The following is a 22,100-nucleotide window of genomic DNA, read 5'->3' as shown; positions in this document are numbered from 1 at the left end:
GGTTCTTTGAGTGCTGGAGGGGGCGTTCCGATAAACGGGGCGTCCGAGGGACGACATCCTGACTTGCCCGGGGTGGTCTCAGACCGGCTGGAGCTGCAGGAAGGTTGTCCTGGCTTCAGACTGCGTGTCTTCCCGCTGGGTCAAGGGCAGGTGTTGGTCAAAACGCACCAACTCATTCATGTTAATGAAGTTTTCCGATCCGTGCAACATCCTGTCAGCTGACGCTCAGCCGGTCGACGTTTGGCTGGAGGCCGGTCGCGAGGGCCGTGTCTTCACCTATCGGGCTGATCCTGACTTGCGTCTGCAGCCGGGCGATCTGGTGCGCGTCCCCCTGCGCAATCGGACGATGCACGGGCTGGTGGTGGGATGCCCCGTCCAGGCGATGCCTGCAGACAGGCAGGCTGCGCTTCAGCCGGTTGAGGCTCTGCTGCAGCGCGCGGCTGTTCCCTCCGACTGGAGGCAATGGCTCGATGGCGTCGCTGAGCGATGTCACCTCAGTGCGTTCCGGATGCTCAAGGCTGCTCTCCCCGCGGGGTGGCTCGGCCAGGCCCGGGCCTCGGCCGTTCGCTCCGGTCGTCGACTGTGGTGGCTGCAGAGAACGACGGCTCAGCCGCTGCCCGATCTCACCCAACGACAGCAGGATCTGCTCGCGTATCTGGATCGTCAGGGCGGAGGGTCGTGGCAGCGGGGTGTGGAGGCGGCCGGATTCAGTGGCGCTGTTGTGGCAGCGCTCGTCCGCAAAGGCTGCATCGAACGCGAACAGCGTCAGTCGTCAGCTGACGCTGAGCTGTCGTCCCCCCCTCACCTCGAGTCTCCCCGAGTTCTCACCGAGGAACAGCAGAAGGCGGTGGCGGCGTACCAGACACTGGCTCCAGGCAAGGGATTGCTGCTCTGGGGCATCACGGGCTCAGGAAAGACCGAGGTGTATCTGCAGCTCGCCGCTGCAGAGCTGGCGGCGGGCCGGCATGTTCTGCTGCTCACACCGGAGATCGGACTGATCCCACAGCTCGTGGATCGCTGTCGCCGGCGCTTCGGAGCCCGGGTCCTGGAATATCACAGCGGCTGCCGGGACCGTGAACGGCTGCGGGCCTGGCAGCACTGTCTTGAGCCGGACCAGCCCCTGGTGGTGGTGGGAACCCGTTCCGCGATGTTCATGCCCCTCGATCCGCTCGGACTCGTGGTGCTGGATGAGGAGCACGACAGTTCCTACAAGCAGGACTCTCCAATGCCCTGCTACCACGCCCGTGATCTCGCCATGGACCGGGTTCAGCGCTGCGGGGGCCGCGTGGTGCTGGGCAGTGCCACACCATCGCTGGACAGCTGGGTGCAGCTGAGCCCCGACGGGCCTCTCACCCTGGCCTGTCTACGGCGTCGTATTTCCGAGCAGCCCTTGCCTCCGGTGCATGTGGTGGACATGCGGCACGAACTAGCGGAAGGACATCGCCGCCTGATCAGCCGGCCTCTGATGGAACGGCTCCAGCAACTGCCGGAGCGGGGCGAGCAAGCCGTTGTGCTGGTGCCGCGCCGTGGTTACAGCCCGTTTCTCGGTTGTCGCAGCTGCGGTGAAGTGGTGCAGTGCCCCCACTGCGATGTGGCGCTCACCGTGCATCGCGGCCATGGAGGACGTCAGTGGCTTCGCTGTCACTGGTGCGATCACCGGGCTGAGATCGAAACCCGCTGCAACCATTGCGGTTCCACAGCGTTCAAGCCCTTCGGTGCCGGGACCCAGCGGGTGCTCGAGCTGCTGGCAGAGGAGCTGGAGGATCTGCGGTTGCTGCGCTTCGATCGTGATTCCACCGGTGGTCGCGATGGACACCGCCGTCTTCTGGACCGCTTCGCGGCCGGGGAGGCGGATGTGCTGATCGGAACTCAGATGCTGGCCAAGGGGATGGATCTCCCCCGGGTCACCCTGGCCGCAGTGCTCGCGGCCGACGGCCTGCTGCACCGCCCCGATCTGCGGGCGGGCGAGCAGGCGTTGCAGCTGCTGCTCCAGCTGGCGGGGCGTGCCGGTCGTGGCGAGCGCCCGGGGCAGGTGCTGGTGCAGACCTATTCACCGGAGCATCCGGTGATCCGTCATCTGGTGGATGGGCGATACGAGGATTTCCTGGCCCAGGAAATCCAGCTGCGACGGGAAGCTGGACTGGTGCCTTTCAGTCGCGCCTGTCTGTTGCGTCTGTCCGGAGAGTCGGCCACGGCCACGGCCACGGCTGCGACGGTGCTTGCGGAGCGAATTCGGCCTCTCTGCTCCTCCCAGGGTTGGTGGCTGGTGGGTCCGGCTCCGGCGCCTGTGGCACGGGTGGCCGGTCGCAGTCGCTGGCAGCTGTTGATGCACGGGCCGGCGGGATCACCGTTGCCTTTGCCTTCCGGTGAAGCGCTGTGGGAGGGACTGCCACAGGGAGTGGCCCTGGCGGTTGATCCGGATCCTCTGGATCTCTGATCAGGACGGCAGTTCAGGGAAGCCGAATCCCAGATTCCGGCGGATTCCCTGCAGGAGCAGGCTCAGCAACAGCAGCAAGGCGACAGCGATGCTGCCCAGACCCAGTCCGCTCCAGCTCCAGTTGTGACGTTCAGCGGTCATGCGCTCACCGCCGTGGAGCCTGTGCAGGGTGCTGCCCTCGTCCATGTTCACCAGGATCTCCAGATCAGGGATCTCCGGAAGGGTCGACAGATCCAGATCCAGGACCAGGGTCTGCTGCACGCCAACAATCCAGTTGCGCTCCCGCAGCGTGAGGCTTGGTGATGGCAGCTCCATCCCGGCGGATTCCGCGGCGAGCTGAACCATCCGTTCCAGTTCTGAGCTCACGATCCGCATGGGTTGCGCAGCGGAGACGATGCGCTGCGCGCCAGGTCCCGGGTGGCTCACCTGCAGCTGGGGCAGGTCGTGATGCAGCTTTTCCTCGAAACGGCTCTGCCAGGGCAGCAGCCGACCATTGCCACTCTGCACCTGCCAGCTCAGGGCGACTCGATCCGGCCCTGGGATGGTGAGGTCCGCCTCGATGCGGATGCAGCCGCTGAGCAGAAGGGTCAGTCCCAGCAGCACGGCTGTCACCAGCGCGGCGAAGCCGAGGGCCGGTGCCTGGGTCGGACCTGTCGGTGGCGGCGGTGGTGGGGGTGGGCGGCGCTTGCGTCGCCGAACGGTCGAGGAGGCGCGGCTGCCGGTGGCAGACATCTCCAGCTGGGGAAGTCGCATGGACCAGCTTTCCGGTCTGGTGAGTGCCGGGGCCTCCAGAATCGTCAGCAACTGCTTGGCCTGCTGACGGAGTTCAGGGTCGCCGCGGCGAGTCAGCAGACGGCAGGTGGCGATGGCCTCGCTGTCGTTGCCCTGACCCATCCAGGCGGTGACCATCAGCAGCCTGACCCGGGCTCCATGGGCATCCGGAAGCGGATGGGACTCCGCCACAGGAGCCAGCAGCTCCAGGCATTGGCCGTAATCGCCACGTTCCAGTGCTGCTTCGGCGGCACGCAGATCCAGCGGTTCGGTCGGGGAGCTCACGGGTCAGCCGCGTCCCACCACCATCGTGCCGATGCCGGCATCGGTGAAAACCTCCAGCAGCAGAGCATGAGGGACGCGGCCGTCGATGATGTGCGCCGCCGCGACGCCCTGGGCGAGAGCTCGGATGCAGCACTCCGTTTTGGGCGTCATGCCGCCGGCCACCACACCGTCATGGATCAGCTGGCGCGCCTCCGACAGCCGCAGCTGGCGAATCAGGGACGCCGGATCCGCCCGATCCCGCAGGATGCCTGGTGTGTCAGTGAGCAGCACCAGCTTCTCGGCCTCCAGGGCTGCGGCAACCTCTCCCGCCACCGTGTCCGCATTGATGTTGTGGGCCTTGCCGTCTTCAGGAGTGGCGGCGACGCTGGAGATCACCGGGACGTAGCCGCGCTCCAGGAGGGGTTCGAGCACATCAGGGTTGACGCGGGCCACGTCACCCACCAGCCCGTGGCTGCCATCCCCCCAGGGCCTCGCTTCCACGAGACCGCCGTCGCTGCCGCTCAGGCCGACTGCGCGGGCACCGAGCCGGTTGAGACCATTGACGATCTGCTTGTTGACGCGCCCGACCAGCACCATCTCCACCACATCCATGGTGTCGGCATCGGTGACACGAAGGCCGTCACGGAATTCCGCTGGGATCTCCAGGCGCTTCAGCCATTGGTTGATTTCGGGCCCACCACCGTGGACCACCACCGGCTGGACTCCCACGCAGGCCAGCAGCGCCAGATCCCTGAACACGGCATCGCGCAACTCGGCGTGGGCCATGGCGGCGCCCCCGTACTTCACCACGATGCGTCGGCCAGCGAAATGCTGGATGTACGGCAGGGCCTCGCTCAGGACGGACACCCTCAGGGCGTCATCCCCGGACTGCTTGGAATCAGCCATCGACAACCGGCAGCAGACGCAGATCGAGGCGGTCGTTGTCGAGAGGGGTCAGCTCGGCATGCAGCCCCTTCGAGAAGAAGCGACTGAGACGGTCCTGGCGTGCCTGCCAGCGCTCAAGTGGGATCGCACCGAGCTGGAAGCGAAGCCGCAGTCCATAGCCCCCGTCTTCGTTCAGTTCCTCGATCTCTTCGAGTTGCGGTGGATTGTCCTCATCCCAAAGCTTGAGAGCCTCAAGGGATGACTCGAGATGGGCTTTCTGTCCATATCGCCATCGGGTCACATCTGACAGCAGCTTCGTCAGCTCCGGGGCCGCCTGCTCGCGTTCGTTCTTCAGCGCGGCCTTGGGAGTGACCCGGCGGGCCGGAGGCAGCTCCGAGGACTTCAAAGCAAGCCCCCCGAGCAGGATCGGAATGCCGTAGAAAATCGTGGGCAGGCTCAGGTTGGCGTTACCTGTGCCGTAGGCGACGGCGCCGACCACCGTGAGCACGCCTCCGGCCACCGTGACCAGGCTGCCGGGGGAGAGGAAGTCTTTCATGGACAGGCCTGAGTGTTCGTCATTGTGACGTCCCGCCCATCAGGATGGAGCGGTCACCGCTGTGGACGATCGTGAGTGAGACCCCGTCCCCGGATCTCCGGGAACTGCTGCAGCTCCTGGATGCTGATCGGGCCCTGCTGCTGCAGCAGATCGACAGCGGTCGCTGGCCCGATCTACGGCTGGATCTGGCTGCCCTGGAACGGGAACTCGGTCAGATGCTCACCCGAGCCAGTGAACTGCAGGAGGAGAACGGAGGTCGGTGAGATCAGAAGGGGATCTCGTCGGTGTCCGGCACCAGAGGAGCGGAATTCCAGCTGGTCGTTTCAGGTTCGGGCTGTTTTGCTCTGACGGGTGCGGCAGGTGCCTCACGGCTGGCCGGAGCCGTCTCCGGAGCAGGGCCTGGCGTCTGGCCGCCGACGGGATGCAGGCGCGCGAGGGTGAATTCAGCCCGTTTCTCCTTCGTGCCGTCCTGTCTGGGGACGGTGTTCATCCTCAGCCGACCTTCCAGCACGAGCCGCTGGCCCACCTGCACACGGTTCTGAAGATCCTGGGCGAGGTTGCCCCAGCCCACGACCTTGAGTTCACCCGGGGGATCATCGGCACGCAGCGGATCGAACCGAACGGCCATTTCGGCAATCGGTGTCTGGTTGTCCTGGGTGTAGCGAACCGTCGGTGCTTCGATCACCTCCACTTCGAGCACGCAGTGGTTCATGGCCCTGTTCAGCGATGGGAGCCATCCTGATGCACAGCTGCGGGAATCGCCAGGATCAGCTCTGGCTTCTTGCCGGAACCGGGGAGGGGCCGCGTCTCGCGGCTGCGCTGATCAAGCGGGGCTGGCGGGTGCAGGTCAGTGTTGTGACGCCATCGGCGGCACGGGCTTACGCATCGCTGGGGTTGGAGTCGCTCGCCGTCGGTGCCCTCCAGGGGGAAGCTGCCATCGCCGCCTTCGTGGGGGAGCGGGGTCCGTTCCGATGGGTGGTGGATGCCACCCATCCCTTCGCCACGCAGATCAGCGCCGATCTGGAGCAGGTCTGCGGCGGTCTTGGGCAGCCGCTGCTGCGGCTGGAGCGCCCGCTTGAAACCGGAGGCTCTGCCACGGTCCTGCAAGGGATCGATGATCTGAGCGGTGCCGCTCTGCAGGGGCGTCGGCTGATGCTGGCCATCGGCGGACGCCATCTGGCTGCGGCTGCTCGGCTTGCACGGGTCAGTGGAGCGGAGGTCTTCGCCAGGACCCTGCCCTCGGCCGCTGGACTCCGGGGTGCCCTGGCAGCGGATCTGCCCCAGGGGCATCTGGCTGTGTTGAGACCGCTTCAGGGGGAACCAGCCGGAGGCATCGAGCAGGCGCTTTGCCGGCACTGGGCGATCACCGATGTGCTCTGCCGTCAATCCGGTGGGGTCACGGAGCGGCTCTGGCGCCGGATCGCCCTGGAGCAGGGGTTGCAGCTGTGGCTGCTGCGACGACCGCCCTCGGCTGCTCAGGTGGAGACTGTTCCCAGTGAGTCGGCTCTGCTGGAGCGCATCGCCCATGGCTGATCCTTCAGCGATCTGGCTGGTGCTCACCACCGAGGCGGATGCCGATCGGGCCGGGACACTGGCGGAGGCTCTGTTGCAACGCCGACTGGTGGCCTGCGTCAGTCTCACGCCGATCCATTCCCTGTTCCACTGGCAGGGGGAGCTGACGCGCGACAACGAAGTGCAGCTTCTGCTCAAGACCAGCGAGGCCTGTCTTGAGCCGCTGCGTCTCGCTCTGACGGAGCTGCACAGCTACGACACCCCGGAATGGGTCAGCTGGCAGGTGGAGACATCGCCCGCCTATGGCGCCTGGGCACGGGATGCGGTCAGTTCAGATGCGCTGCCGCCAGCTCTTTCAGAGACACCTGAGAGCGGGCCCCCAGCTGGGTGACGATCTGCCCGGCGCAGAGGGCTCCCAGCTGACCGCAGCGCTCCAGCGACTCCCCCTGGGTGTAAGCGTGCAGGAAACCGCCGGCATAGAGATCGCCGGCTCCGGTGGTGTCGAGCAGATCTCCCATCCCGAAGATGCCGATGTCCCAGCGCTCGTCACCGCTCATCACCACCGAACCGTCTGCTCCGCGGGTGATGGCGACGGTCGAGCAGCAGCTGCGCACCCGATCCAGGGCAACAGCGAGATCGGCGGTCTCATAGAGCGACAGGATCTCCGTTTCATTGGCGAACAGCACATCCACATGACCGTTCACCAGCTCCAGGAAACTGTCGCGATGGCGATCGACGCAGAAGCCGTCGGAGAGCGAGAGAGCCACCTGACCACCCGCTTCGCGGCAGGCTTCTGCTGCTGCGATGAAAGCGCGTTTGGCGGCAGGACTGTCCCAGAGATAACCCTCGAGGTAGAGCACCTTGGTCTCACGCACCATCGAGAGATCCAGATCGTCGGGCTCCAGCTGGGTTGAGGCGCCGAGGAAGGTGCACATCGTGCGCTCCGCATCTGGAGTCACGTAGATCAGACAGCGAGCCGTCGTGGCGCCGCTGGTGGCTGATGGGGTGTCGAAACGGGCGCCAACAGCACGGATGTCGTGGCTGAAGATCGTTCCGAGTTGGTCGTCGCGGACGCGGCCGATGAATCCGGCCCGCCCTCCCAGCTGAGCGATCCCCACCATGGTGTTGGCAACGGAGCCACCGGAGGTTTCGAGTCCTGGACCACTCGCTTTGTAGAGGGCCTCCGCCTGCTGCTCATCGATCAGGGCCATGCCGCCTTTCTGCAGGCCATGGGCGTTCAGGAAGCTGTCGTCGGTCTGAACCAGCACGTCAACGATGGCGTTGCCGATTCCCACCACGTCAAGGCTGCAGGAGCTGGGGAAGCGGGCGTCGGGAGCCATGGAGAAGCGGTTGAGGGCCCGCAGTATGGCCTCCCGTCGTGATCAGGCGCTGAGCAGAGCCCGCTTCGGACCATGGATCGGATCCTCCACCACGATGGTCTGGTCACGGCTGGCGCCGAGGGAGACGATGGCGATCGGCACCTCCATCAGATCCGCGAGGAAGCGCAGATAGGCCATGGCTGCCTCGGGCAGATCCTCCAGTTTGCGGCAGTCCTCGGTGGAGCACTGCCATCCAGGCAGGGTCTCGAAGATGGGCTGGCAACGGGCGAAGTCGTCGGAGCTGCTGGGGAAGTGATCGATCCGTTCGCCATCCAGCTCGTAGGCCACGCAGACCTGAATCGCATCCAGTTCATCCAGCACATCCAGCTTGGTGACGGCGAGGCAATCAAGGCCGTTCACCTGAACGGCGTAGCGACCGATCACCCCGTCGAACCAGCCGCACCGCCGGCGCCGGCCGGTGGTGGTTCCGAATTCACCACCGCGTTCCGTCAGCTGGTCGTTCAGGCTGCCGCTCAGCTCGGTCGGGAAAGGCCCTTCCCCGACTCGGGTGGTGTACGCCTTGGCAACACCGATGACCCTGTCGATCAGGGTGGGTCCCACCCCGGCACCAATGCAGGCACCTCCGGAGACCGGGTTTGAGGAGGTGACGTAGGGATAGGTGCCGTGATCAAGGTCCAGGAGGGTTCCCTGGGCACCCTCGAAGAGAATGTTCTTGCGTTCGCGGGCGGCCTGGTGGATGGCGCGGGTGCAGTCGACCACATGGGGGGACAACCTGCGGCCGTAGTCGAGGTACTCGCTGATCACCGCGTCGGGATCCAGGGGCTCCACCGCGTAGATCGTCTCGAGCAGCTGATTCTTCTCCTGCAACGGCCCTTCCAGACGCTCCCTGAGCCGCTGCTCGTCCAGAAGATCGATCACCCTGATCCCGCTGCGCTGGGACTTGTCGGCATAGGTGGGGCCGATGCCGCGCCCGGTGGTGCCGATCCGACGGGCACCGCGCTGCTTCTCCATCGCCTGATCCAGCAGGCGGTGATAGGGCATCGTCACGTGAGCCGTCGAGGCCAGTTGCAGCCCCGAGATGTCGATATCGTTCTCCTTCAGCATTTCGAGTTCGCCGAGCATCACCCTCGGGTCGACCACGGTCCCTGAGCCGATCAGGCAGATGGTGTCCGGATAGAGAATCCCGGAAGGGATCAGATGCAGCTTGAGAACGCGCTCATCAACAACGATCGTGTGGCCTGCGTTGACGCCGCCCTGATAGCGAACGACGACATCAGCGGACCGGCTCAGAAGATCGGTGATCTTGCCTTTCCCCTCGTCACCCCACTGAGCTCCGATGACGACAACGTTGGCCAAGGACACTGCGGCCCGAAGCCGCGAATCTGCACAATCCGGGAGTCTCTCAGATGTGGTGTCCGGCCGTCAAAGAGATGAAGCCGGATGGATCAGCTGCCGCGGACGGCGGACCGTTCTGCCTTGGTGAGTTCCTTGGCGATGCGGTCGTGCAGGTCCTCCGGGAGGGGACGGTTGGCGTAGCCCGCATAGTGACCGGCCAGGGAGTTGAGAGCGGTCTGCATGGTGGTGAAGGAGGTGAGGCCATTCACCCTGGACTGCGGCCTGTAGCGCGACATGTAGTCGTTGATCAGTGCTCGGGCCTCGACCTCGGCTTCGGCATGTCCTTCGGCATCCTGCGGCAGATCGATCACCTCGAGCAGGCTGCGGGAGACCGCGACGGTGTCCTCGACGTAGTCACCGCTGAGACGGGCTTCGGCATCTCCGCTGCAGGCGCTGAGAAGCAGGCAGAGAGACAATCCGAGGGCGATGGTCACTCGGGAGAGAGGCTTCAGCAGACGTGCCAGGGCGGAGAGCATCGATCCGTTGTGACTGGGTGGGACTTTAAGGGCGAAGGGCGCTGATCAGAGCACTGAGGGCTTCGCTGTGGTGAAGCTTGCTCACCTGCCGTCCACGGCGCTGAACCAGTTCCACCAATCCGTCCGCCGCATCGCGTCCCACCACGATTCGCCAGGGGATTCCGATCAGATCCGCATCCTTGAATTTCACACCTGCCCGTTCGCGGCGGTCATCCAGCAGTGCGTCGACCCCTGCTTGCAGGAGGCTGTCGTAGAGCTGCGTGCCAAGGGCGGCCTGGCCCTCGTCCTGGATGTTGGCCACCACCACGATCGCCTCGAAGGGTGCCATCGCTTCCGGCCAGCAGATGCCGGCCTCGTCGTGATGCTGTTCAACGGCGGCCTGGGCCAGGCGGGAGATCCCGATGCCGTAACACCCCATCCAGAAGGGTTCCTCCTGCCCAGCCTCGTTTGTGAAACGGCTCTCCAGCGCTGTGGAGTACTTGCGTCCGAGCTGAAAGATGTGCCCGACTTCGATGCCCCGCCTTGCCTCCAGTCGTGCCTCGGGGTTGTGCACACAGGCTTCGCCCGCTCTGGCGGTGCGCAGGTCGACGGCCGCTGGTGTGCCTCCCAGCTCAGCCCAGGTGCAATGGCTGCGATGCATGTCCGGCTGATTGGCTCCGCAGCAGAAGCTGTCCAGGGTCGTGGCCGTCGCGTCGGTAAGGCGCAGGAAGCGCGTTCTCCAGCTGGAGGCCCCGGACAGCAGCGCATCGTCCAGATCCGGACCGATCGATCCGAAGGGGATCCCGCTCAAGCCCTGGCGGCTGATGTCCTCCGTTGTGATGCTTCGGCAGTCCAGCACTCCTGCACCCAGTTCAACGCTCAGGGCGTTGATGAGTTTCACGTCATTGAGCTCCTGATCACCCCGCAGGCTCAGCAGAACGGGTTGCTCCTCGCCGTCCTCGAGCCTCGCCACCAGCAGCAGCACTTTGACCATCTGTGAGGGGTGCCAGCCCTGCGTCTCGCAGACGGCCGCGATGCTGGTCTGGCCTGGGGTTTCCACCAGTGCCATCTCAGCCGTCTGAAGCGGTACTGCCGGGGACGGCAGCGAGACCGCCTTCTCCTGGTTGGCGGAATACACCCCGTCGTCGCTGATCAGAATCAGGTCTTCACCGGCATCCGCCGTCACCATGAACTCCTGGGACGCGGCTCCTCCGATCGCGCCACTGTCGGCATCCACGGGAACAGCCTCAAGGCCGCAGCGCTCGAAGATGCGTCGGTAGGCCTGATCCATGCGCTCGTAGGTGGCCCGAAGATCCGCCTCATCCGCATGGAAGGAGTAGGCGTCTTTCATGATGAATTCGCGTCCCCGCATGAGCCCGAAGCGAGGGCGGATCTCGTCCCGGAACTTGGTCTGGATCTGATACAGGTTCACCGGCAGCTGTCGGTAGGACCGGAGCAGATCGCCGGCAAGGCTCGTGATCACCTCTTCGTGGGTGGGTCCCAGTCCCAGCTGGCGACCCTGGCGGTCTTCGAGGTGAAACATGATTCCTTCGCCGGCGGTGTAGCCCTGCCAGCGCCCGCTGCGTTGCCACAGTTCAGCCGGATGCAGCTGCGGGAGCAGCGATTCCAGAGCACCAGCGCCGTTCATCTCCTCCCGGACGATGGCTGTGATCCGCTGCAGGACCCTCCACATCAGAGGCAGATACGCATAGATGCCGGATCCGACACGCCGGATGTAGCCCGCCCGAAGAAGCAGTTGGTGAGATGTGATCTCCGCTTCGGAGGGAACATCCCTGAGCGTCACCAACATCAGGCCGGAGACGCGCATGATCGATCCCTGAAGTCGGCGAAAAGTTATCACCGATCCGAACAGGTGCCGATCACTTAAGTGTCCGTCTCGCTTGAAAACCCGTGTGCGACATGAGTCTCGGCTGCTACGGTCCGAGCATTCCAGGCTGTCCAAGGGTTATCTCATGTTTCCTCGGTCGGTTGAATCTGTTGCTTCGCAAATTCAACAATCGGTTGAAATCGTCGGGGATGTTGCAGCAACTGCGGCGCAGAGTGATGCTCTCGTCGGCATCGATGATGTTCAGAAATCACTGAACCGTTCCAGGGCTTCTGTATACCGGTACACCAACACAGACCCTCGGAACCTGAATCCCCCTTTCAATCCGCGCAAGCTGAATCCTGAATACCGCAGTGATCAGAAGGATCCGCTGCTGTTTCATCCCAACGAGGTGGCGCGTTTCGCCAAGGATGTTCTGCGGATCAAGGAGGTCACTGTCGAGGTTCTGAACTCACCCTCCACCGCGACACAGCAGATGCTGGGTTCCATCCTCGAGGAGCTCAAGGGAATCCGTTCCCACCTTGAGGGCCTGTCGCAGCCGCCATCCGATCTCGATGCCAGGCGCGATCGTCAGGATCGGCCTGCTGCATGAGCCTGGGGTCGGTGACAGAATGACGACATTCACCCTGTGACGAGATGAGGGTTCGGCTCCGGCCAACCCAACGACATGGCCACTGATCCGGCATTCCACCACCAGGACGATTCGTCCTCGAGTTCAGAGAGCGAAGACCCTTTCAGTCCGGGCCCCCCTGTCACGGCCCTGATCGGCCTGATCATCGCTCTCTCCAGCGTCGGCGCCCCTCTCGCTGCAGTCATCACCGATCGTTCCTCCGGATGGTCCGGGCTGACGCCCACCGCCCAGCAACGCGATGGATCTCCGCCCCCTCCCCCCTTCTCCCTCACCAGGGCTGGTCAATCTGCTGGTGGAGATCCCGGCTGGTAGCCGCAACAAATACGAATATTCCGCTGAAGCAGGGGTGATGGCACTCGACCGTGTGCTGCATTCCTCGGTCCGCTACCCCTTCGATTACGGCTTCATCCCCAACACGCTCGCGGAGGATGGCTCGCCTCTGGATGCCATGGTGATCATGGCGGAGCCCACGTTCGCAGGATGCCTGATCAAGGCTCGTCCGATCGGCCTGCTGGATCTCCATGACCGGGGGGCGTACGACGCCAAGCTGCTCTGCGTGCCTGAGGCGGATCCACGTCAGCGGACCATCCGCAGCATCCGGCAGATCGCTCCATCCCAGCTTGAGGATGTCTCGGAATTCTTCCGCACTTATAAGAATTTTGAGGGCCGCGTCGTCACGATCGACGGCTGGCGGGACGTCGATGCGGTTCAACCGCTGCTCGACGCCTGCATCGCTGCGGCGAGATGCTTGTAAGTTGGTGCGCACCTGAGACTTCGTACGACCCGTGCCCACCATCCGTTTTGAGCAGGAAGGCCAGCAGGTTGGGTGCATTGAAGGGGCGAATCTCCGCAAGGCGGCTCTCGATGCCGGCATCAATCCCTACAACGGCCTCAACAACCTCAACAACTGCAGCGGTGTCGGTCAGTGCGGCACCTGCGTGATGGAAGTTGTCGAGGGTGCCTCGAATCTGTCCCCGCGCAGCGATGTCGAGGAGGTGTACCTGGCGGATCGTCCGGCCAATTTCCGCCTCAGCTGCCGCACCACCGTCAATGGGGACGTCACCGTCCGCACCCGCCCATCCGAGGGGGTGGGTCGCGGCTCCAACAGCCTGATCGGCGCTGTGAAATCCCTGTTCGGGCGCTGATCTTGTCCGACCGCCTCCGGGTCTGGAGCTACAACCGCTGCAGCACCTGCCGTCGTGCCTTGGCCTGGTTGCAGGACCGTGGCCAGGATCATGATCTGTTCGACATCACGTCGGACCCTCCTCTGGCAGCTGATCTGGCTCACGCCATGGACCAACTGGGCCGCAAGGCTCTGTTCAACACGAGTGGTCAGAGTTACCGCGCTCTCGGGGCTGCAGCGGTCAAGGCCATGAGCGATGCGGAGGCCCTCGAAGCTCTGTCCATCGATGGGAAGCTGATCAAGAGACCGTTCGTGATCTGTCCTGACGGGACCGTGCTGGTGGGCTTCAAGCCTGAGGTCTGGTCGGAGACTCTGTCCGGTTGAAGTTCAGACCATCCAGTTCGCTGATCAATGCATCGACGCCCCCCTGATCGCGCAGCTGACTGAAGCTGGAGCGTTTGAGATCCTCCAGCAGTGAAGCGAGCAGGTCCTGGCTGCGCTCCAGGATGGGTCCCTGATCGAGGACCCTGGCCAGTTCCTCCCAGAAGCGATCCAGGGTTTGTGTGCTGAGGGAATCGAGCACGGGATCCTTTTGTCCGATGCGTCCCCCGGCCCCTCTGGAGACATCGATCAGTGAGTCGACCAGACCACCGGCCAGCTGAAGGCTCAGTTCGCTTTCCGCGCGCTGCAGGGCCGGCAGACCTCTGAGGGCCTCCGGCCGGACCGAGCGCTCCATGCTCCGCTGCAGCAGGTGGCCCAGCAGAGCCACCAGCTGGGGGCGCAGATTCGGGCCCACCTGTGTGAGCAGCAGTGGCAGCCAGAGTCGTGCCAGCTCCGCGAGTTCCCGTTGTTCGTTCACATCGGTTGACTGGTAGCTGCAGAAGCTGCGGACCCGCTGAGGGAGCTGCGGAGAGCGGATCACCTGCTGAGCGGCATCCACCACCCGCACGGTGATCACCTCGAACAGCTCCAGCGCCAGCAGGGCCACGACGCCCCGACTGATCACCGCTCGCAGCGGTTCCAGTTGAATCAACCCCGCTCTCGACAGGCGTTCGGTGACGGGCACCACCCGCAGCAGGCGTGCGAAGGGAAGCAGCAGCGGCAGGTCGATCCATCGCCGCAGCAGGGCGTCACGCCAGCGAATCGCCGGGTAACGCCGTTTCAGCCGCAGGGTCCGGAGCAGGATGTCGAGCAGGAACAGCAGCCGGAACGGGGTGTCGATCCGCCAGCTCAGATCCGTGGGTTGCCCGTTCGCATCAATGCTGCGCCAGGTGTTGACCTGCACCAGCGGCAGGATCTTGACGGTCCAGAACTGCCGCTCGACAGCCCAGTCCGACTGGCTCAGGTGTCGGTCGCTGAGCAAGAAATCCGCTGACTGCTGAGCGGAATCCAGCCCGGCGCGGGTGCGGAGCTGGGATTTGATCTTTTCCAGGGCGCCGGCATTGCCGGAATTCAGGAATGGATTCGTGGTGATCATCTCCGTGGTCAGCCGCGCCTGTTCCTGAAACAGACGCTTCACCTCCGGGTCTGCGGTTCCCCGCTCCACGGCGAGCCTGTCCAGGTCCTGGAAATGCCTCATGTAGGCCTGGGTGTCCCGATGGGGTTCGATGCCCTTGATCGGGTCGTAGAACGGCGTGATGTCCGGCAGCCAGGGCAACGGCACCGCCAGCGGCACGGAGGGCAGCGGATAGAGGTTGCGCTGCAGCCAGAAGTTGCGCAGCGGCAGATAGGTGGCGTCGAAAATCACCCAGGCAAGATTCGCTGCAGCCAACAACGCGAGCGCCTGGTCCCAGCGCCGCCAGGCTCTGGCGCGGTGGTGGAGCTTGAACCCTTGCCAGCGGGGGCGAACCATGGGGGTACGAAGTGCGGCCCGGGAAGTGAGCTCGTCACACTCCTTCTATCGTGGTGCAGATTCACAGAGAAGTGATCCGTTGGCAGGCGATCAGAAGCAGGAGCGTCGATCGAACTCCAACGAAGGCGACAGGGCTCATCAACAAGGCACGAAAACCCACCCTTTCTGGGATTTCTGGGCACCGGTGCTGTTCACCCTGGCGTTGTATCTGGGGATCCGACAGATGGTGGTGGAGGCTCGCTACATCCCGTCGGGTTCGATGCTTCCCGGACTGCAGATCCAGGACCGGCTTCTGGTGGAGAAGCTGACCTTCCGGACCCGGCCCCCCAGACGGGGAGAGATCGTCGTGTTCAACTCTCCCTATGCATTCGACCCCGCTCTGCGGTCTCCCCAGCGGCCCTCTCCGCTCCGCTGCATTCTGGTGAATCTGCCTCTGGTGAGCTTCATTCCCGGACTGGCGAACCCCGCCTGTGATGCCTACATCAAACGGGTGATCGCCGTGGCCGGCGACCGTGTTGTGGTCAGCCCCAGTGGTGAGGTCATCCTGAACGGGGAGCCGCTCGAAGAGCCCTATGTCCAGCGTTTCTGTGCGGTCAACGAACAGGGGATGAGTCCCTGTCGCACCATCGACACCACTGTGCCGGACGCGTCGGTGCTCGTGCTGGGAGACAACCGGCAAAACAGCTGGGACGGGCGCTTCTGGCCCGGTGGCCCATTCCTGCCGGAAAACGAGATTCTCGGCAGAGCCGTGATCCGGTTCTGGCCTCTCAACCGATTGGGGGGACTCAGCGACTGAGCCCGCAGGCGGTGACCCTGCCACGCATCTCACGGTTCAGCAGAGCCAGGTTCGCGGCCATCGGAGCCGCGGCATCATCCTGGCGGACCTGCCAGGTCTGTTCAGGGTCGAACAGCAGCCAGCGTCGGCTTCCGACAGCGAGCGCCTCGGGAGGCTGATCGATCAGAGCGGAGGGACCGAAGCTGAGCCCCTGCCAGAGCTGTTCGAGGCTGAAATCGCCGTTGCGAACCAAGGCATCCCAGAGCGCCGGAAGCACCAGGTGATGCCCGCTCAGCCCTGGGGGACGCTGATCCGGCGGGAGCAGCATGTCCTCCGCATCCATCGGAACGGCATGCACTGAGACGGCTCGGATCAGCTGCTCGCGCAGGGCCTGCTGCAGCGCTTCGCGGTCGGCGGCGCCTCCCAGCGATGGGTGCACCCGCCAGCTGGCATCCCCTCCGGGAAGATCCCCGCGATCCGCCAGCAGGTGCCACCAGCAGACGCTGGTGAGAGGGGGCAGCGCATCAGCGCGGAGAGACTCCACGGCAGCCGCCGTGGACACGTTCATCAGACGCAGCTGCCGTTCCGGGTGCCGCTGATGCAGGGCCAACAGCTGTCTCAGGGGCAGGGTCTCGCTGGTTTCCGGATCCGGTGCCCAACCGGCCCGCAGGGTCTCAACGCCTTCGCGCACCATGCCATCCCCCTGCAGGGCGGGATCACGGGGGGCGACCAGCACCGGTGCCGATCCCATCTCTCCCAGCAGCAACCCACGTTCCAGCAGCGCCAGAGGAATCAGCGCATCGTCATCAGCAAGACCGATGGCCCCCAGATCGAGCAGATCACCATGGGACGCGAGTTCGGTTCCGGCACCTCCCCGGCTGAAGCCACCCCAGAGATGGATGGTCACCTCCCGCGGGTCATGGTCGCGGAAACCGATCAACCGTTCCGGTGAATCGCGCCAGGTCGGGCTCCGCGGCAGCAGCGCCACCTGGCCGTAACCGGCTGCGGCAGCACAGCGTCGCAGGCTGTCGAGGGTTTCCGAACGGCCGCTGAATGGAGACTCCAGCACGGAGTGGGGATCCACCAGGCATGGGGCGATCAGCTGGCCGGAGGCCTCCGTGGCGGTCACGCCCAGCTGGATGGCTCTCTCCCGAGCCGCCTGATCAAATCCCTGCAGGACGCCGGATTCCAGCAGAACGGCCCCGTCCCGGACCGGCCGATCCGGACCTTGCAGGATCCGGATCGGATCCAGCAACAGGGTGTCGTTCATGGCATCAGAGCGCGCCTGCCGCGGTCCGGTCGAGCACACTCCCGAAGTGGGAGGTGAGATTGAGACAGGTCACCACTGCAGGCTGGCCCGGATCCGTTGCGATGTCGACCACCGTCACACCGCCATTGCCCTGCTTCACCGCCCAGATGTCCGCCGGCGTCAGGCCGAGCAGATCACAGAGGATGGTTTTGTTGACGGCGTCATGGGCCACCACCAGAGCGGTGTCCTCCGCCTCCAGGGAGGTTGCGATCTCCCCCCAGCTGCGGACCGAGCGGGCCCAGACATCCTGAATCGTTTCGCCGTCAGGCATCTGAACCGTTTCCGGAGTTCGTTTCCAGGTGTCGAGCAGGTCCGACCAGTCGGCTCGGATCTCGGACTCGAGCTTGCCCTCCCACTGGCCGTGGCCGATCTCCACGAGCCCGTCGGTCTGGGTGAGGGCGACGCCGGGATGGGCTTCCAGAATGATTTCAGCCGTTTCGGTCGGCCGCGACAGGGTGCTGCTCCAGGCCCGGTCGATCCTGACGGTTCTGAGAAAGTCTCGGGCTGCAGCTGCCTGGCTGCGTCCGTGCTCATTCAGAGGGATGTCGATCTGCCCCTGGAAACGTCCTTCCTTGTTCCAGTCCGTCTCCCCATGACGCACAAGGATGAGCCGGGCCCCCTTGCCCTTGGCAGGAAGCGGAGAGAGATGGGTGGTGCTGTTCAGGCACTCGATCTGCACCTGAGGGCGAGACTCTCCAGCCGTGAGGTTGAAGACCGAGAGCGAGGTGTTGTCCACTCTCAGCCGGCGGAATCCGTTCTCAGGTTCCCCCAGCAGGGTGAGCATCAGACAGCGAAGGATGGCGTTGTGGGCAACGACCAGCACCGTGGCGTCGGTCTCGACTGGATGTCGCTTCAGCAGCCCTGCCACGAAGTGCTCGGCCTGCTGCATCAAGTCAGGGAGGGGGCGGTAGCGGCGACCATCCCTCCGCTCCAGTTCCAGTTCGAGCGGCCGTCGCTTCCAGGTGGCGTAATCCTCCGGATACCGCTCGGTCAGCTCATCGATGGCCATCCCCGACCAGGGTTCCAGATCCACCTCCAGCAGGCCGTCGTCGAACACCGGCTCCGGTGCTGTGCCGCCGCGGGCCTCCAGCAGGGACGCAGTGGTGGAGGCTGCCCGGCGCAGGCGTGAGCTGTAGACGGCATCAAAGGGAACGTCCGAGAGCGATTCCCCCAGTGCCCTGGCCTGCTCGTGACCCTCTTCGGTGAGGTTGGAGAGGTCATCACGCCCCTGAATGCGGCGCTCCTGGTTGAAACTGCTCAGACCGTGGCGGACGAGGAGAAGACGGAGGGGCACCGTGCTGCAGCAAAGCGCGGCCATCGTATGGGGCAAGCCCCGCCGGAGGACAATCGGGTGTAGTTGAGCCGACGTGGTGTCGTCCAGTTCTCCCCGCCCGGTTGAGCCCCGCTGGAAAACACTCCTGGCCGTTCTCTCCCTGGTGCTGGCCACGGCGATCTGGGTCACCGGGCTGATCGACAGCCTCAGTCGGCCATCGGTTGCGCCGGTCCTGACTCTCCAGCAGCAGGAGCTCAGTGTGCTGGCGGAGCCAGCCGTGCCTTCGGCGTTGCGCCCGGTGCTGATGGGGGAGGCGCCAAGGCAGGTTCTGCTCCAGGCCTTGCAGGACAGTCCAGAGAGCCGGCGCAGCTCACGCCAGACGCAGCTGCTGAAACTGCTGCAGGGTTCCGGGGATGCGGACATCGCAGCTGCGCGGGCATCGGATGATCCGCTCCTCCAGCTGCTGGCCTGCGAAGCCGAGCCAGATGCATCAGAGGCGCTCTGCCTGGATCAGCAGATCGCTTCTGGAGCGGCTCTGCGGCTGACCCTCAGCGCCACACTGCCACTGGTCATGGTGCTCCTGGGGAGCCTGCTGCTGCTCCAGCAGGGATGGAGTCTGTTGCGGGGACAACAGGAGCCTTCGCCCTCTCTTGAGGGGCCCGAGCTGACGCTGATCGACATGATCCTTCTTGTCGCCGGCGGGTTTGTCGTCATCAGTGCCGTGGCCATGCCGCTGCTGGCTCTGCCGCTGGTCGGAGCCCTCACCTCGGCTCTGGCCAGTCCCCGTCGGGAAGCCGTCGGAGTGGTGATCAACTACAGCCTGATGGCCCTGCCGAGTCTGTTGATCCTGCGGCGTCAGCTCCGTGCCCTGGACCCGCAACGCAGTCCATCCGGAGGCTGGCTGCAATGGGGGCTGCATCCTCCTGCCTCGGCTCTTCGCCTGGCTGCCTCCGGATGGTTGATGGTGACTCCGGTGGTGACCCTGGCCGGTTGGCTGGTGGTGAAGCTGGTCGGTGATCCCGGTGGCAGCAATCCACTGCTGGAACTGGTCCTCGGCAGTCGTGACCCTCTGGCGCTGCTTCTGCTGCTGCTGACGGCCGTGGTGCTGGCGCCGCTTTTCGAGGAGGTGATTTTCCGCGGGACGCTGCTTCCCGTTCTGGCAAGCCGGGTTGGATCCGGTCCCGCTGTGCTGCTCAGTGCGCTGGTGTTTGCGCTTGCCCATCTGAGCATCGGTGAACTGGCTCCGCTGACGGTTCTCGGAATCGGTCTCGGTCTGCTGCGCCTTCGAGGCGGACGCCTGCTCCCCTGCGTGCTGATGCACGCTCTCTGGAACGGCATCACCTTCCTGAATCTCCTGCTTCTCTGAGTCTTGCGGCCGGCCTGTGCGGGTGGTTCACTGGCCTATTCGACTGTGTCCACGGTGGTTGCCGCTCCGGAACAGCGACAGACCTCCAGGGCTCTCGAGCTGATTCAGGGGTCTCTGTCATCAGGACGGGTGTCCCGTCGATCGCCGGTTCTCGGCGGTCTTCATCGCCTCGCGGATGGAACTCTGCTCGGCGTGATCACGGCCGCGGCAGTGCTGTCAGGTCTGACTCTGCACTGGCAGCATCGCTGGACGCTTTCCTTTCAACGGTTGGAGGGAACCCGCTCGTTGTCCCATCGGCTGACGGAATCCACGGCGCAGCTGGAACAGCATCTCCTGAGACGCACGGCCCGTCCCTCCAGCCTCGTTCCCACCAAGGTGGCCAATCTGGTGTATCTGAAACGTCCGGAATCGTCGGTCGCCAAACCCGAGAGTCAACAACTTCTGCCTGTCCTGGATGATCTGATCGACCAGCGGATCCGGGCCGGCTACTGATGGCTGCACCGTCCCAGGCTTCCGCGACGCCCTCCAGGTCCCGGCGTCGAGGCCGTTCCCGGGTGGTCCCGCTTGAGAAGGTGCCGTCCAGACGTCTCTGGATGGTGTTTCTGGTGCTCAGTGCCGGTCTGATCGGCCTGGCCGGACGGATGGCCTGGCTGCAACTGGTGCAGACCGATGCTCTTGAAGCCCGTGCCCGCCGCCTGCAGACCCAGCGCACCCAGCCGCTCGGTCAGCGCCGTCCGATCGTCGATCGCACCGGCCGTCTGGTGGCCATGGATGAGAAGCGATTCCGTCTCTGGGCTCATCCGCGTTACTTCAACCTGCCCGGAGATGACCCGAACCACATCCGTCCGGCTGCGGATGTGGCGGAACTGTTGTCGCCCATGATCGCTGTTCCGGCCAGCCGCCTTGAGGCCGAGATGGCTCAGCGCCCCTCGGGGATCCGGCTTGCTGAAGGCCTGGATCCCGAGACGGCTGCACGGATCCGATCCTTGGGCATCAGCGGTCTGGACCTTGAGGCTTATCCGCAGCGGATCTATCCACAGGGCTCGCTGTTCGCCAACGTGGTCGGGTTTCTCAACGACGAGCGCGTCCCGCAGGCAGGGCTCGAGCAGAGCCGTGATGAGGAGCTGATGCGTCACGAGCAGGCCCGCAGCATGCGGCGGGGTGCTGACGGAACGCCCCTCCCCGACGATCTGGCTCCGGGTGTGTTCTACGGAGATGATCTCCGGCTGCAGCTCACCCTTGATGGCCGTCTTCAGGAACTGGCCGTCAAGGCTCTGTCGGAGCAGGTGGCGAAGTGGAAGGCGCAGAAAGGGGCAGCCATCGTCATGGATGTCGCCAACGGCGAGCTGCTGGTGCTCGCCTCCACACCCACGTACGACCCCAATCGCTACTGGAGCTTTGATCCCGGTCGATTCCGGGAATGGTCCGTGCAGGATCTCTACGAGCCCGGCTCGACCTTCAAACCCATCAATCTGGCGCTCGCTCTTCAGGAAGGTGCCATCAGGCCGGACGAGCGGGTGCATGACGTGGGTCAGTTGAAGATCGGTGGCTGGCCGATCAACAACCACGACAAGCGAGCCAATGGCCTGGTGGATTTCGCCACCGTGCTGCAGGTGTCCAGCAACGTCGGAATGGTGCAGGCCATGCGCCGACTCGATGACGGTGTCTACTGGGATTGGATGAACCGTCTCGGAATCGACCGGAGACCGGATACCGATCTGCCGGGAGCGGTGGCCGGACAGCTGAAGACGAAGAAGCAGTTCACAACGCATCCGATCGAACCGGCGACCAGCGCCTTCGGGCAGGGGTTTTCCCTGACGCCGCTCAAGCTGACCCAGCTGCATGGGGTGCTGGCCAACGGCGGTCGTCTGGTCAGTCCTCACATCACCCGGGGCTTCCGCTCCGGTGAGGCCCTCGCCCCGGCTGCCTCGCCGGGAGGACAGCAACTGTTGAAGCCTGAGATCACCCGTACGGTTCTGAGCTGGATGGAATCGGTGGTGGACAAGGGCAGCGGCAAGGGGGTGAAGACCCCCGGCTATCGCATCGGCGGCAAGACCGGAACAGCGCAGAAAGCTCTCAACGGCGTTTATCTGCCTGGAGCGAAGATCTGCAGCTTTGTGGCCACCCTGCCGATCGAGTCCCCTCGTTACGTCGTTCTGGTGGTGATCGACGAACCCCAGGGGGACAATGCCTACGGCTCAACCGTGGCCGTTCCCGTGGCCAAGCAGATCATTGATGCACTGCTGGTTGTGGAGAAAATCACACCTTCAAAACCTGCAGAATTGAACAAGACCGTCAACGGCTGACGGC

23 protein-coding genes are annotated in these 22,100 nt (G+C 64.6%); 12 read left to right on the top strand and 11 right to left on the bottom strand.

Going from position 1 to position 22,100, the window contains the following annotated elements:
• Positions 1–184 precede the first annotated feature (184 nt).
• Complete coding sequence (gene priA, locus ACJ0G7_RS03810) at positions 185–2,437, top strand: primosomal protein N' (protein WP_407395238.1); 2,253 nt, start codon at positions 185–187, stop codon at positions 2,435–2,437.
• Here priA and ACJ0G7_RS03805 read toward each other — a convergent pair whose 3' ends face one another.
• From ACJ0G7_RS03805 to ACJ0G7_RS03795, 3 genes are read right to left on the bottom strand one after another with little or no spacing between them, the layout of a single operon-like run.
• A complete protein-coding gene (locus ACJ0G7_RS03805; protein ID WP_407395237.1) occupies positions 2,438–3,493 on the bottom strand; it encodes a DUF3153 domain-containing protein in 1,056 nt (351 codons plus the stop codon).
• Between the two features lie 3 nt (positions 3,494–3,496).
• Positions 3,497–4,378: an acetylglutamate kinase gene (gene argB, locus ACJ0G7_RS03800; protein ID WP_407395236.1), complete on the bottom strand. Its 882-nt coding sequence runs from the start codon at positions 4,376–4,378 to the stop codon at positions 3,497–3,499.
• Positions 4,371–4,913, bottom strand: a complete 543-nt coding sequence (locus ACJ0G7_RS03795) for a DUF2854 domain-containing protein (RefSeq protein WP_043695608.1) — start codon at positions 4,911–4,913, stop codon at positions 4,371–4,373. The genes argB and ACJ0G7_RS03795 overlap by 8 nt, the downstream gene beginning before the upstream one ends.
• A gap of 68 nt (positions 4,914–4,981) precedes the next feature.
• Here ACJ0G7_RS03795 and ACJ0G7_RS03790 point away from each other — a divergent pair, with 68 nt between their 5' ends.
• Positions 4,982–5,176, top strand: coding sequence for a hypothetical protein (locus ACJ0G7_RS03790; RefSeq protein WP_043697443.1), 195 nt, complete (start codon positions 4,982–4,984; stop codon positions 5,174–5,176).
• 2 nt (positions 5,177–5,178) lie between these two features.
• Here ACJ0G7_RS03790 and ACJ0G7_RS03785 read toward each other — a convergent pair whose 3' ends face one another.
• Positions 5,179–5,625 carry a single-stranded DNA-binding protein gene (locus ACJ0G7_RS03785; RefSeq protein WP_043695611.1) on the bottom strand — a complete coding sequence of 149 codons (447 nt, stop codon included), beginning with the start codon at positions 5,623–5,625 and terminating at the stop codon, positions 5,179–5,181.
• Positions 5,626–5,639: 14 nt separating this feature from the next.
• Between ACJ0G7_RS03785 and ACJ0G7_RS03780 the strand changes: the two genes are divergently transcribed.
• Together ACJ0G7_RS03780 and cutA are read left to right on the top strand one after the other, a co-directional pair.
• Positions 5,640–6,446 (top strand): precorrin-6A/cobalt-precorrin-6A reductase, encoded by an 807-nt coding sequence (locus ACJ0G7_RS03780; RefSeq protein WP_407395235.1) that lies wholly within the window; start codon positions 5,640–5,642, stop codon positions 6,444–6,446.
• Positions 6,439–6,816, top strand: coding sequence for a divalent-cation tolerance protein CutA (cutA, locus tag ACJ0G7_RS03775; RefSeq protein ID WP_407395234.1), 378 nt, complete (start codon positions 6,439–6,441; stop codon positions 6,814–6,816). Before ACJ0G7_RS03780 ends, cutA begins: the two co-directional genes overlap by 8 nt.
• On the opposite strand, the gene ACJ0G7_RS03770 is transcribed toward cutA, so the two are convergent.
• The 4 genes from ACJ0G7_RS03770 to ACJ0G7_RS03755 form a co-directional block, all read right to left on the bottom strand.
• Positions 6,752–7,765, bottom strand: coding sequence for an adenosine kinase (locus ACJ0G7_RS03770; protein ID WP_407395233.1), 1,014 nt, complete (start codon positions 7,763–7,765; stop codon positions 6,752–6,754). The two genes, cutA and ACJ0G7_RS03770, sit on opposite strands and share 65 nt — an antisense overlap.
• Positions 7,766–7,807: 42 nt before the next feature.
• Positions 7,808–9,127 (bottom strand): adenylosuccinate synthase, encoded by a 1,320-nt coding sequence (locus tag ACJ0G7_RS03765; protein ID WP_173402153.1) that lies wholly within the window; start codon positions 9,125–9,127, stop codon positions 7,808–7,810.
• Between the two features lie 83 nt (positions 9,128–9,210).
• Positions 9,211–9,636 (bottom strand): photosystem II protein Psb27, encoded by a 426-nt coding sequence (gene psb27 / locus ACJ0G7_RS03760; protein WP_043695624.1) that lies wholly within the window; start codon positions 9,634–9,636, stop codon positions 9,211–9,213.
• A gap of 25 nt (positions 9,637–9,661) precedes the next feature.
• Positions 9,662–11,443, bottom strand: a complete 1,782-nt coding sequence (locus ACJ0G7_RS03755) for a proline--tRNA ligase (protein WP_407395232.1) — start codon at positions 11,441–11,443, stop codon at positions 9,662–9,664.
• Positions 11,444–11,588: 145 nt separating this feature from the next.
• Between ACJ0G7_RS03755 and ACJ0G7_RS03750 the strand changes: the two genes are divergently transcribed.
• From ACJ0G7_RS03750 to ACJ0G7_RS03735, 4 genes are all read left to right on the top strand, one after another.
• Positions 11,589–12,053, top strand: a complete 465-nt coding sequence (locus ACJ0G7_RS03750; protein ID WP_043695630.1) for a hypothetical protein — start codon at positions 11,589–11,591, stop codon at positions 12,051–12,053.
• A gap of 277 nt (positions 12,054–12,330) precedes the next feature.
• Positions 12,331–12,846 (top strand): inorganic diphosphatase, encoded by a 516-nt coding sequence (locus ACJ0G7_RS03745; RefSeq protein WP_043695633.1) that lies wholly within the window; start codon positions 12,331–12,333, stop codon positions 12,844–12,846.
• A gap of 31 nt (positions 12,847–12,877) precedes the next feature.
• Positions 12,878–13,237, top strand: a complete 360-nt coding sequence (locus ACJ0G7_RS03740) for a 2Fe-2S iron-sulfur cluster-binding protein (protein ID WP_043695636.1) — start codon at positions 12,878–12,880, stop codon at positions 13,235–13,237.
• 2 nt (positions 13,238–13,239) lie between these two features.
• The gene (locus tag ACJ0G7_RS03735) at positions 13,240–13,599 is read left to right on the top strand and encodes a Spx/MgsR family RNA polymerase-binding regulatory protein (RefSeq protein WP_407395231.1); all 360 of its coding nucleotides are present in this window, start codon (positions 13,240–13,242) and stop codon (positions 13,597–13,599) included.
• On the opposite strand, the gene ACJ0G7_RS03730 is transcribed toward ACJ0G7_RS03735, so the two are convergent.
• Positions 13,562–15,067 (bottom strand): hypothetical protein, encoded by a 1,506-nt coding sequence (locus tag ACJ0G7_RS03730; RefSeq protein ID WP_043695642.1) that lies wholly within the window; start codon positions 15,065–15,067, stop codon positions 13,562–13,564. The genes ACJ0G7_RS03735 and ACJ0G7_RS03730 overlap by 38 nt on opposite strands.
• Between ACJ0G7_RS03730 and lepB the strand changes: the two genes are divergently transcribed.
• Positions 15,066–15,863: a signal peptidase I gene (lepB, locus tag ACJ0G7_RS03725; RefSeq protein WP_043695645.1), complete on the top strand. Its 798-nt coding sequence runs from the start codon at positions 15,066–15,068 to the stop codon at positions 15,861–15,863. The genes ACJ0G7_RS03730 and lepB overlap by 2 nt on opposite strands.
• Here the strand turns inward: lepB and ACJ0G7_RS03720 are convergent.
• Together ACJ0G7_RS03720 and ACJ0G7_RS03715 are read right to left on the bottom strand one after the other, a co-directional pair.
• Complete coding sequence (locus tag ACJ0G7_RS03720; protein ID WP_407395230.1) at positions 15,853–17,112, bottom strand: dihydroorotase; 1,260 nt, start codon at positions 17,110–17,112, stop codon at positions 15,853–15,855. The genes lepB and ACJ0G7_RS03720 overlap by 11 nt on opposite strands.
• A gap of 4 nt (positions 17,113–17,116) precedes the next feature.
• Entirely contained in the window at positions 17,117–18,445 is a 1,329-nt protein-coding gene (locus ACJ0G7_RS03715) for a histidine phosphatase family protein (RefSeq protein WP_407395229.1), read from the bottom strand.
• Positions 18,446–18,521: 76 nt separating this feature from the next.
• Here ACJ0G7_RS03715 and ACJ0G7_RS03710 point away from each other — a divergent pair, with 76 nt between their 5' ends.
• From ACJ0G7_RS03710 to ACJ0G7_RS03700, 3 genes are read left to right on the top strand one after another with little or no spacing between them, the layout of a single operon-like run.
• A complete protein-coding gene (locus tag ACJ0G7_RS03710) occupies positions 18,522–19,790 on the top strand; it encodes a CPBP family intramembrane glutamic endopeptidase (RefSeq protein WP_043697455.1) in 1,269 nt (422 codons plus the stop codon).
• A 3-nt stretch (positions 19,791–19,793) separates the two neighbouring features.
• A complete protein-coding gene (locus ACJ0G7_RS03705; protein ID WP_371257631.1) occupies positions 19,794–20,282 on the top strand; it encodes a hypothetical protein in 489 nt (162 codons plus the stop codon).
• Entirely contained in the window at positions 20,282–22,096 is a 1,815-nt protein-coding gene (locus tag ACJ0G7_RS03700; protein WP_407395228.1) for a peptidoglycan D,D-transpeptidase FtsI family protein, read from the top strand. The genes ACJ0G7_RS03705 and ACJ0G7_RS03700 overlap by 1 nt, the downstream gene beginning before the upstream one ends.
• Positions 22,097–22,100 lie beyond the last annotated feature (4 nt).

This window comes from Parasynechococcus sp. (assembly GCF_045559935.1).
Classification (GTDB): Bacteria; Cyanobacteriota; Cyanobacteriia; order PCC-6307; family Cyanobiaceae; genus Parasynechococcus.
Note: the sequence above shows the minus strand (reverse complement) of the source record. Positions and strands in the feature narration are given on the sequence as shown.